Consider the following 10,526-nt stretch of genomic DNA (forward strand, 5'->3'; position numbering starts at 1 on the left):
TTAGCCAGCCACCATCTCCACGGCGGAGCCGGTGCGTCCGCGGATCACGTGCAGCCTGCTCGGGATTCGCTGACGCAGCTCGTCGACGTGACTGACGATGCCCACCACCCGGCCGCCGTCACGCAGCTCGTCGAGGACGCCCATCACCGAGTCGAGGGTGTCAGCGTCGAGGGTGCCGAATCCCTCGTCGATGAACATCGTGTCGAGCACGACGCCACCCGACTCGGCCGCCACCACATCGGCGAGACCGAGCGCCAGCGACAGCGACGCCAGGAACGACTCACCGCCGGACAGGGTCTTGGCCGACCGCACCACCCCGGTGTAGTCGTCGCGGATGTCCAGTCCCAGGCCGCCGCGACGGCCTCGCGGACCGGCCTCGTCGCTGTGGACGAATTCGTAGCGCCCGGCCGACATCCGGCCGAGTCGCGCGGACGCCGACACCGCGACCTCTTCCAGCCGGGCCGCCAGCACATACGACCGCAGCGACATCTTCCTGGCGTTCTGGCCACGGCCCGCGATCACCTCGGCGAGCGCGGCGAGTTCCTCGTGCGCGGCCTGCATCGGGGCAATCGTCTCGGCGGTCTTGTCGAGCTGAGCGACGTACCGTTCCAGATCGAGCAGTCGGCGCTCGGCGTCGGACGCCGCAGCGACGGCGACGTCCACGACCTCCGCCGCCGCGTCGTGAGCCTGCTGGACGGCCGCCAATTCCACGGGTTCCGCGTCGGCGACAGCGGCGACCTCGGGGTCGTCGAGGACGCGGCGCGCCCCGACCTCGGCATCCCGCGCCGCCGTCAGGGCGGCCTCGATCTCACCCCAGCGGGCGGCCGGCCGGACCGCGGCCACGGCGTCGTCGATACTGCCGAAACCGGCGTCCCCGGCGAACGCGCCGGCCTTGGCCGCGAGTTCACGGGCCGCGGACTCTGCTCCGGCGCCGGCGTCCCGCGCGTCCAGCAGTTCCGATGCCGCATCGGCGAGGGCGTCGAGTCGGGCGCGCCGGTCCTCGACGCTCGGGTCGTCGCCCGCCGCCTGACTCACCCGGGCCCGGATCTCCCCGAGCTGGGTCCTGCTCGCGGCGATCCGCTCGGCCACCGTGGCGGCGTCGGCTCCGACGTCCCGCGACCGTTCCTGCAGCCGGCTCTCGCGGTCCCGCAGTTCGGCGAGAGACGCGGACCGGTGCGCCACCTGGTTGCCGAGCGCAGTCGCCTCCCCCACCGCCGTCTCCGCGGCCGAGAGTGCTTGCGCGAGTTCGTCCGCGTCGCCGTCGCCGCCGCGCTGCACGAGCACGTCGATCGCGCGTTCGGCGGCGCCCAGTTTCTCGGTCGCGGTCGTCAACGCCGCCGCGGCCTTCTGCTCCGCCGCGCGTGCCTTGTCCTCGTCGGCCTTCGTGACCGACAGCTCGGACGGTTCGGCGGGCTGCGGATGCTCGGGTGAACCGCACACCTGGCACGCGACACCGTCTTCGAGCGTGCCCGCCAGTTCGGCGGCCATGCCCGCGATCCGGCGTTGCAGCAGGTCGAGCCAGTGTTCGCGCGCGTCCTGGTGCTGCTCCCGGGCCTCGAGCGCCGCGCCCTCGAGGCGATCCCGCTCGACGCGGCGGGTGCGGAGATCCGCCGCCGCGGAGGCTGCGTCGGCTGCCCGGTCCCGGGTGTCGACCAGGCCGGGCAGCGCGGCGCGGGCCTTCTCCGCCGAGTCGAGAGCCTTCTCTGCTTCCCGCAGGGCGAGTGGCAGTTGGTCCCGCTCCCGCGACAGCGCGGCACCGGTCTCGGTGAGTTCGGCCTGCCGGGCGCGCAATTGCTCCACCTCGACGGCGAGGCGTTCGGCGGCAACGGATTCGGCGAGTGCCCCGTCGAGGCGCACGATCTCGTCACGCCAGGTGCGGATACCGGCCCGGATGTGTTCGCGTTCGTCTGCGGTCGGCGGCCAGGACAACTCCGCAACGAGGTCGGCGCCGCCCACCGTCGCGCGCAGTCCGTCGGTGATCGCCCCGACGTTCCGCGCTGCGGCCGCGGCCTTGGCCCGGGCGGCGTCGGCGTCTCGCGCCACCGTCGCGACCGGTTCTGCCCGGCGCGCATCCGCCAGTTCGGCGACGAGTTCGGCCCGCTGGTCGGCACCCGCTGCGTGGGTGTCGAGTTCCGTCTCGGCTCGCCGCCGGCGGTTCTGCAGTTCGAGGACACGGCGCGCCTCGGTGAGCGCGTCACGGGCAACCTTCGCCCGGCTCTTGGCCTTCTGCAGGTCGTCCGCTGCCAGGTCGCGGGTTTCGCGCGCCTCGTCCTCGAGCTTGTGGGCCCAGGTCACCGGATCGGCGTCGGCGCCGCCCTCGATCCCGGCAGCGGTCGCGACCCTCGCGAGCAGCACGTCGACGGCCCGCTGGTGCTCGTCGAGTTCGTGGGCGCTGGTGCGCCTGCGGTCGAGGAACCACTCCTCCACCGTCTCGAATCGGGTGGTGTCGAACAGCCGCTCCAGCAGCTGACCGCGCTCCTCGGTGTCGGCGCGCAGGAACTTCGCGAACTCGCCCTGCGGCAGCAGCACCACCTGGAAGAACTGGTCGGCGCTCATCCCCATCAGCCGCCCGACCTCGTCGGCGATGTCGGGGATCCGGGACAGGTTCTCGCCGTGACCGTCGAGCCACGTCAGCGTGGCCTTCGCGTTTTCCTTGATCGTCCCCGACCCGCGACGCTTGGGCCGCTCGAACTCCGGGCTGCGGACGAGCCGCAGATGCCGGCCGGCGATCGTCGCCTCGAGCGTCACCGTCGGAACGGATCCGGCGGGCGCGTGGTCGGACAGGAGGCGCTTGCCGTCCTTCCGCGCCCCGGGCACGGTGCCGTAGAGCGCGAACGCCACCGCGTCGAGGACCGTCGTCTTGCCGGCCCCGGTATGACCGTGCAGCAGAAACAGCCCGTCCGCACCGAGCCGATCGAAGTCGACTTCCACAGATCCGGCGAACGGCCCGAAGGCTTCGACCTCGAGTCGATGCAGCCTCATGCCGTCTGTTCCAGCGCGACGACCTCGGCGGTGTCCTCGCCGGTCCGGTCGGCGTAACCGAGAGCGGCCTCCACGAGCCGGATCTCGCCCGTCGTCGGTTCGCTGCGCAAATCGGTGAGGAAGCTGCGGGTGATCTGCAGATCACTGCGCCCGTGCACCTTGTCGCGGTACCGCAGATCGTCGGCGCCGTCCGGGCGTTGCCACTCGAGGTGGACGGCGAACGGGAACCGGGTCTGGAGTGAGCGCATGGCGTCGACCGGACGTTCCGGGTCGGTGAGCACCGCCGACACGTAGCAGTCCTCGGCGTCGCGGAACGCGTCGTCCTCGAGCAACTGCTGCACCGTCCCGGTCAGCTGCTTCAGACCGCGGACCACCGGCAGATCGACCCGCTCGACGGAGTGCAGTCCGTCGGCGTCGAGGTCCACCAGGAAGACGGCCTTGCCGTGGGTGCGTTCACCGAACGAGTACGGCAGCGGCGAACCCGAGTAGCGGATGTTCTCGGTGAGGGTCTGCGGCGAGTGGAGGTGGCCGAGCGCGACGTAGTCGACCCCGCCGAAAGCCGAAGCCGACACCGTTTCGACGCCGCCGACGGAAATGGACCGTTCCGACCCGGTGGCCTCCGCCCCCACCACGAACGCGTGGGCCAGCACCACCGATCGGGTACGCGGTGCGTTCTCGCGGCGCGCATCGAGGTCGGTGTGGACACGGCCCATCGCGGCGTCGAGGATCTCGGCGTGTGACCGGGCGGACGGCACGTCGAGTTGGGCGCGGGTGATCTCGGGCTCGAGATAGGGAATGCCGTAGAACGCGACGGGTCCGTGCGCGTCCTCGAGCACGACGGGCGCGCCGATCCCGGCGACCGTCGTCATGAGGTGCAGCCCGCCCGCCCGGGAGAACGCGGCACCCGCGCCGAGCCGTGCTGCGGAATCGTGGTTGCCGGACGTGGCGACGATGACCGCGCCCGCGTCCCGGATGGCTTCGAATCCGCGATTGCACACGGTGACGGCGTCCGCGCTGGGGATCGACCGGTCGTACACGTCTCCGGGAACGACGACGACGTCCACACCGTGCTCGGCGACGAGAGCGGCGATCGCGTCGAGCACACGGGCCTGGTCGGTGAGCAGGTCCACCCCGTGGAACGTGCGTCCGATGTGCCAGTCCGAAGTGTGCAGGATCCTCATGTCCCGAGACCGTAGAGCACGGTGCCGACAACCTCGAACACCTCGGCCGCGTGGCGTCCGAGCGATTCGACGTGTCGGTGGGCGGGTGCACCATGAGCCACACGAATGCACTCGCTGCACTCGGAATGCTGCCGGCGCCGGCCGCGGTTCGGCGCGCCGCCGCCCGGGCGTGGATGGAGTCCCGGGTCACAGTCACCGCCCGCAAGCTCCACGACCTCGACGTGTTCGACGGCGACGTCACCGAGGTCAGCGCCGTCGATTCGTGGCCGCGACGCACAAATCTCGGGGATCTCTCGGGCTCCACCGGTCACGCCAACGGAGCTAGTCAACAAGTTGCCGCTACTGTCGTTGTGTGTCTGCAACCCAACGTGCTCGCTCTGGGGTGCCGCTCGACAGGCGGTCGATTGTCCCTACGGTCCCCGGTCTCCCCTGGTGGGGTGTCATTCTCCTGGCCGTCGGAGTCAGCTTTGTCGGATTCGCTGTCGATGCGGCTCGTGGCACCGAACTCACGGCGGCGTTCTCCACCTTCTACTTCCTCGGCTGTGTCCTCGCCGTGGCGGCTGCCGGCAACCGGGCCCTGTTCACCGCGATCGTCCAGCCGCCGCTGATCCTGTTCGTCGCGGTGCCGCTCGGGCAGAGCCTGATCGCGGAGGAGAACAGCACCGCACTGAAAGACCTGGCGATCAACGTCGCGTATCCGTTGGTCAACCGATTTCCGGTGATGCTCGCCGCCACCGTGGTGACGCTGCTGATCGGTGGGCTCCGCCTCTTCCTGCTGCAGCAGCGCACGACCGGTCCTGCGCGGACCTCGGAGCGGCGCCGTGCGCAGCGGGCGCCCCGCACCGCCCGTCCCCGGCGCGCAGCCGAAGGGTCGGAGCAGTCCCCGCCGCCGCGTCGGGCGCGGGACAGGGACAGGGACACCTCGAGGGACGCCGCACGGGAGCACCCACGGTCGTCGCGACGGGCAGCCACACCGCCGCCCCGCCGCTCGTCCTCGTCGGGCGGGCGCACAGCGCCTCCACCACCGATGGTCGACCGGGCAGCGCAGGCGCCCCGGTCGGCACCGCCGCGGACCACGCAGGCACCGCGATCGGTCCCGCCGCGGACCACACCGCGGCCGCGGCCCGACAATGACGTGCCTGCCCACCCCATTCCGCAGGTGCGCTACCGCGACCGGTACGAGCCGCCGTTCGAGTCGGAGCAGCCCCGCTAGAGCGGCGACAGCGGGCCGATCAGGTCCGCGCGGCGCGAAGCTCGCGCGGCAGTGCGAAGACCAGCGTCTCGTTGGCCGTGGTGACCGGCTGGACGTCGTGGAATCCGTGCTCGTCGAGCAGATCGATCACACCCCGCACCAGGATTTCCGGCACGGACGCGCCCGACGTGATCCCCACCGTCCGGACACCGTCGAGCCAGGCCGGATCCACTTCGCGGGCGTAGTCGACCAGGTACGACGCCTTCGCGCCCGCACCCAGCGCGACCTCGACGAGGCGAACCGAGTTGGAGGAGTTGCGGGATCCGACGACGATGACGAGATCACATTCGGGGGCCATCGCCTTGACCGCCACCTGACGGTTCTGGGTGGCGTAGCAGATGTCGTCGCTCGGCGGGTCCTGCAGACTCGGGAAACGCTCCCGCAGTCGGGCGACCGTCTGCATCGTCTCGTCGACGCTCAACGTGGTCTGCGACAACCAGATGACCTTCGATTCGTCGCGGACCGTCACGGCGTCGACGGAATCGGGGCCGTCCACGAGTTGCACGTGATCGGGGGCCTCGCCGGCCGTGCCCTCCACTTCCTCGTGGCCCTCGTGGCCGATGAGGAGGATGTCGAAGTCGTCGCGGGCGAAACGCTTGGCTTCCTGGTGGACCTTCGTGACCAGCGGGCACGTGGCGTCGATGGTGCGCAGATTGCGTGCGGCGGCCGATTCGTGGACCGCGGGAGACACGCCGTGCGCGGAGAACACGAGCAGCGCACCTTCGGGAACCTCGTCGGTCTCGTCGACGAAGACCACCCCCTGGTCGCTCAGCGTCTCGACGACGTGGCGGTTGTGGACGATCTCCTTGCGCACGTAGATGGGGGCGCCGTGCTTCTCGAGCGCCTTCTCCACCGTTTCGACGGCGCGGTCCACGCCGGCGCAGTAGCCGCGGGGCTCCGCGAGCAGTACGCGCTTCCCGCCGTCGGCACGCGACGCTCCCGAATCTGCCGAACGTGTGATACCCACATTGAGTGGAACAGCCGAAGACATGGTTCCAGACTACGGGTCACCCCGGACGGACGACACTTTCGCGGGGCCTCGGCGGGGTAGTGTGCGCATCGTCGCACCGAAGTCGTCGACGCTGTGGGCACGTCGGCTACCCAAACGTGCCGTTGTCAGGCAGGCTGTGGGAATGATTCGTCCCCCGTTCGTGGCGCGTGTCGCCGCCGGAATCGCCGTGACGGCCGTCGAAGAGGCCAGGAAACTGCCGACCACCGCGGCGACCCTGCCCATGACCGCGGTCAGTCAGGTGCTGCAGACCACGATGCGCGTTCAGCAGTCCATGACGGCACTGGCCATCAAGGGCGACCAGGCCTTCGCACTCATCAACTGGACCCACGACGACGAGCAGCCCGCCTGGGCCGTCTTCGACGAGGACACCGATCCGGCGCCCGGCGTCGACGGCGCCGCCGAGGAGCGGTCTGCCGGACCGGGCCGGTTCGCGCTGTACTCGCTGAGCCCGCAGGACGAGAGCGCACCCGAGAAGGTCTCGGCCCCGAGGGCGGCACCCGCCGCCACCAACGGCGCCGCCACCACGAAGACGGCGAGCAAGAAGCCCGCCGCCGCCCGGCCTGCCGTGGCCGAACCCGAGATCGCCGTGGTCCTCGACTACGGCACCCTGACCCTGGCCCAGTTGCGGGCACGTCTGCGCAACCTGTCCGTCGAGGACCTCACCGCGCTGCTGGACTACGAGAACGCGACCCTGGCCCGCGCGCCGTTCCAGACCATGCTGACCAACCGCATCACCACCGCCAAGGCCAAGTGACCTCCGCACAGCCCCGCGCAACCAGTACCGGACCGAGTACCGCCGAACAGCCGTGGCCGGTCCGCACCGTGTCGGCCAAGGTCGCACAGTGGATCGACCGGCTCGGGAGTGTCTGGGTTGAGGGACAGATCACCCAGATCAACGCCCGTCCGGGCACCCGGACGGCGTTTCTGGTGCTGCGCGACCCGTCCGTCGACATGTCGCTGTCGGTGACCTGCTCCCCGCAGTTGCTGCAGAACTCCCCCGTCCCGCTCACCGAGGGCAGCCGGGTGGTGATGTTCGGCAAGTTGTCGTTCTACACGGGCCGCGGATCGGTCTCGTTGCGGGTCACGGAGATCCGCGCGATCGGGATCGGTGAACTCCTGGCCCGGATCGAGCGGTTGCGCGCGCTGCTGGCCGCCGAGGGCCTGTTCGACCCTCGGCTGAAGCGTCCGCTGCCGTTCCTGCCCGGCACCATCGGGTTGATCACCGGTCGTGCGAGCGCCGCCGAGCACGACGTCCTCAGCGTGGCGGAACGCCGCTGGCCCGCCGTGCGCTTCGAGGTGCGCAACACTCCGGTGCAGGGCGCGACCGCGGTGCCGCAGATCCTCGACGCGTTGAAGGAATTGGACGCCGACCCGCACGTCGACGTCATCATCCTCGCGCGCGGCGGCGGCAGCGTGGAGGATCTGCTGCCGTTCTCCGACGAGACGCTGTGCCGGGCGATCGTCGCGTGCCGCACCCCGGTGGTCAGTGCCATCGGCCACGAACCGGACAGTCCGCTCAGCGACCACGTCGCCGACCTGCGGGCCGCGACACCGACGGACGCCGCCAAGCGGGTGGTGCCGGACGCCGTCGCCGAGCAGGCACTCGTCGGCGAACTGCGGTCGCGGAGCGCGGCCGCCCTGCGCAACTGGGTGCAGCGCGAGTCGCATCTGATCTCCCAGCTGCGCAGCAGGCCGGTCCTCGCGGACCCGTTGCGCGCACTCGACCACCGGTCGGACGAGGTCGAGCGGCTGCGGGAGGCCGGGCGACGCGACATCAGCCGGGCGATCGCCGCGGAGAGCACCACGATCGAGCACCTCCGGGCAAGGCTGACGACCCTCGGGCCCGCCGCGACCCTGGCCCGCGGCTACTCCGTGGTCCAGCGGATCGTGCCGGACGGCGACCCGGAGGTCCTGCGTTCGGTCGACGACGCCCCGCCGGGAACCCAGATTCGCGTTCGAGTCGCCGACGGCGCAGTCCGCGCCGCGGTGATGGGAAAGGACAAGTAGGAACATGAGCAACCCCACCGGAAACGACACCGACATCGCGGAGCTCGGTTACGAGGCGGCGCGCGACGAGCTCGTCGACGTGGTCAAGGTGCTCGAACAGGGCGGCCTCGACCTCGACGCGTCACTCGCGCTGTGGGAGCGCGGCGAGGCGCTGGCCAAACGCTGCGAGGAGCACCTCGCGGGCGCCCGCAAGCGCGTCGAGACTGCCCTCGCCCACGCCGAGGACGAGGGCTGACACTCGTCGTCAGGCGGCGAGGATCGGGGCGTCGGCCGCCGCGGTGGTGAGCTGCTCGAACGCCTCGGGTGACGCACTGCCCGTGACGAGGAGCCGGACGTCGCCGAAATCGGACACCCAGATCGGTTCGACACCCTCCCCGCCGTACACGATCCAGCTGTGACCGGCGACGTCCTCGGTGCCCGTCGCCGTCCGCGGACCACCCGCGACGAACGGCACGAGCACCGTCTCGACGGCGTTGCTCTGCGTCAGCTGGATGTAGCGGCCGGCCTCGGTGATGAATCCGACGGTGCTCGAATCGCCGCCGCCGTCACCGCTGACGATGCTGCGGCTGCCCGAGTTGGGCGTCCAGCCCTCCGGCGTCTCCGGCTTGCGGACCGGGAACGGCAGGTCCTGCGCGTCGTACTTCAGCGCCGCGTCCACGTCGAAGCTGGGAATCGGGCCGCTCGTGGGTCCGCCCGGGCTGAACGTGCACTGGCTGGCGATACCCGCGATCAGCACACAGAACAGGACAAGGGGTACGAGCGACCACACCATGTCGCGGTTGTTGTGCAGGATGCGGGGTTTATCAGATGCCACGCCCACCAGTATCCAGGGTCGGTCCCGGAACAACGATTCTCGGTCCCCTGATTCGCGCCCCAGCAGCGCACGTCACACATCTTTCTGGGAGAATCAGCAGCGAGATCCACCCGACACTCGGCGGCCGACGGCCACCGACACAGCGTCGACGTACAACGTCGACCGTGACTGCACCAGGAGGCACTGCCCATGACGGCTAGCACCACTTCGAGTCGCCGCGAGGCCCCGGACCGAAATCTTGCTCTGGAATTGGTCCGAGTCACCGAGGCTGGTGCGATGGCTGCCGGTCGCTGGGTCGGCCGTGGCGACAAGGAGGGTGGCGACGGCGCCGCCGTCGACGCCATGCGCCAGCTCGTGAGCTCGGTCTCGATGCGCGGCGTCGTCGTCATCGGCGAGGGCGAGAAGGACGAAGCCCCGATGCTGTTCAACGGCGAGGAAGTCGGCAACGGCGACGGACCCGAGTGCGACTTCGCCGTCGACCCGGTCGACGGCACCACCCTGATGGCGAAGGGCATGCCCAACGCGATCGCCGTCCTCGCGGTCGCCGAGCGCGGCGCGATGTTCGACCCGTCCGCGGTGTTCTACATGGAGAAGATCGCCGTCGGTCCCGACGCCGCCGATGTCATCGACATCACTGCGCCCGTCGCCGAGAACATCAAGCGTGTCGCGAAGGTCCGCAAGGCGTCCACCTCCGACGTGACGGTCTGCATCCTCGACCGTCCCCGGCACGCCGGACTCATCCAGGAGGTCCGGGACACCGGCGCCCGCATTCGCCTCATCTCCGACGGTGACGTCGCGGGTGCGATCGCCGCCGCGCGTCCGGACTCGGGCACCGACATCCTGATCGGCACCGGTGGAACCCCGGAGGGCATCATCGCCGCCGCCGCCATGCGCTGTATGGGTGGTTCGCTGCAGGGCCGGCTGGCCCCGACGGACGACGCCGAGCGGCAGAAGGCCATCGACGCAGGCCACGACCTGGATCGCGTGCTGACCACCGAAGATCTCGTGTCCGGTGAGAACGTCTTCTTCTGCGCCACCGGCGTCACGGACGGCGACCTTCTCCGCGGTGTCCGCTACTACGGTGGCGGCGCTTCGACGCAGTCGATCGTGATGCGGTCGAAGTCGGGCACCGTCCGCATGATCGACGCGTACCACCGTCTGGAGAAGCTGCGCGAGTACTCGTCCGTGGACTTCACGGGCGAGGACGGCGCCATCCCGCCGACGTTCTAGGACCTTCGGCCTCGTGCGCCTTTCCGGTAGCAGCAGCAACCGGAAAGG

9 protein-coding genes and 1 pseudogene are annotated in these 10,526 nt (G+C 70.5%); 6 read left to right on the forward strand and 4 right to left on the reverse strand.

The window, feature by feature from the left end; translation table 11 throughout:
- On the reverse strand, window positions 1–2,982 hold the full coding sequence (locus AC1DWT_RS17610) for an AAA family ATPase (RefSeq protein WP_095861118.1): 2,982 nt from the start codon (window positions 2,980–2,982) through the stop codon (window positions 1–3).
- Window positions 2,979–4,163 carry an exonuclease SbcCD subunit D gene (locus AC1DWT_RS17615; protein ID WP_095861119.1) on the reverse strand — a complete coding sequence of 395 codons (1,185 nt, stop codon included), beginning with the start codon at window positions 4,161–4,163 and terminating at the stop codon, window positions 2,979–2,981. The genes AC1DWT_RS17610 and AC1DWT_RS17615 overlap by 4 nt, the downstream gene beginning before the upstream one ends.
- Window positions 4,164–4,330: 167 nt before the next feature.
- On the opposite strand from AC1DWT_RS17615, the pseudogene AC1DWT_RS17620 reads away from it, so the two are divergent.
- Window positions 4,331–4,489: pseudogene (locus AC1DWT_RS17620) on the forward strand (DNA recombination protein RmuC); the annotation flags it as partial.
- Between the two features lie 26 nt (window positions 4,490–4,515).
- Complete coding sequence (locus AC1DWT_RS17625) at window positions 4,516–5,376, forward strand: DUF6542 domain-containing protein (RefSeq protein WP_179377542.1); 861 nt, start codon at window positions 4,516–4,518, stop codon at window positions 5,374–5,376.
- 19 nt (window positions 5,377–5,395) lie between these two features.
- Here AC1DWT_RS17625 and AC1DWT_RS17630 read toward each other — a convergent pair whose 3' ends face one another.
- Complete coding sequence (locus AC1DWT_RS17630; protein WP_072940657.1) at window positions 5,396–6,406, reverse strand: 4-hydroxy-3-methylbut-2-enyl diphosphate reductase; 1,011 nt, start codon at window positions 6,404–6,406, stop codon at window positions 5,396–5,398.
- 142 nt (window positions 6,407–6,548) lie between these two features.
- Here AC1DWT_RS17630 and AC1DWT_RS17635 point away from each other — a divergent pair, with 142 nt between their 5' ends.
- From AC1DWT_RS17635 to AC1DWT_RS17645, 3 genes are read left to right on the forward strand one after another with little or no spacing between them, the layout of a single operon-like run.
- Window positions 6,549–7,181, forward strand: a complete 633-nt coding sequence (locus AC1DWT_RS17635) for a lipid droplet-associated protein (RefSeq protein ID WP_072940660.1) — start codon at window positions 6,549–6,551, stop codon at window positions 7,179–7,181.
- A complete protein-coding gene (xseA, locus tag AC1DWT_RS17640) occupies window positions 7,178–8,434 on the forward strand; it encodes an exodeoxyribonuclease VII large subunit (protein WP_095861121.1) in 1,257 nt (418 codons plus the stop codon). The genes AC1DWT_RS17635 and xseA overlap by 4 nt, the downstream gene beginning before the upstream one ends.
- 4 nt (window positions 8,435–8,438) lie before the next feature.
- The gene (locus tag AC1DWT_RS17645) at window positions 8,439–8,669 is read left to right on the forward strand and encodes an exodeoxyribonuclease VII small subunit (protein ID WP_015889667.1); all 231 of its coding nucleotides are present in this window, start codon (window positions 8,439–8,441) and stop codon (window positions 8,667–8,669) included.
- Window positions 8,670–8,678: 9 nt separating this feature from the next.
- Here AC1DWT_RS17645 and AC1DWT_RS17650 read toward each other — a convergent pair whose 3' ends face one another.
- A complete protein-coding gene (locus AC1DWT_RS17650; RefSeq protein ID WP_009479114.1) occupies window positions 8,679–9,248 on the reverse strand; it encodes a DUF4245 domain-containing protein in 570 nt (189 codons plus the stop codon).
- Between the two features lie 189 nt (window positions 9,249–9,437).
- On the opposite strand from AC1DWT_RS17650, the gene glpX reads away from it, so the two are divergent.
- Window positions 9,438–10,478 carry a class II fructose-bisphosphatase gene (glpX, locus tag AC1DWT_RS17655; protein WP_072940665.1) on the forward strand — a complete coding sequence of 347 codons (1,041 nt, stop codon included), beginning with the start codon at window positions 9,438–9,440 and terminating at the stop codon, window positions 10,476–10,478.
- The last annotated feature ends 48 nt before the right edge of the window (window positions 10,479–10,526 follow it).

It is taken from the genome of Rhodococcus sp. P4_B6 (assembly GCF_056402215.1).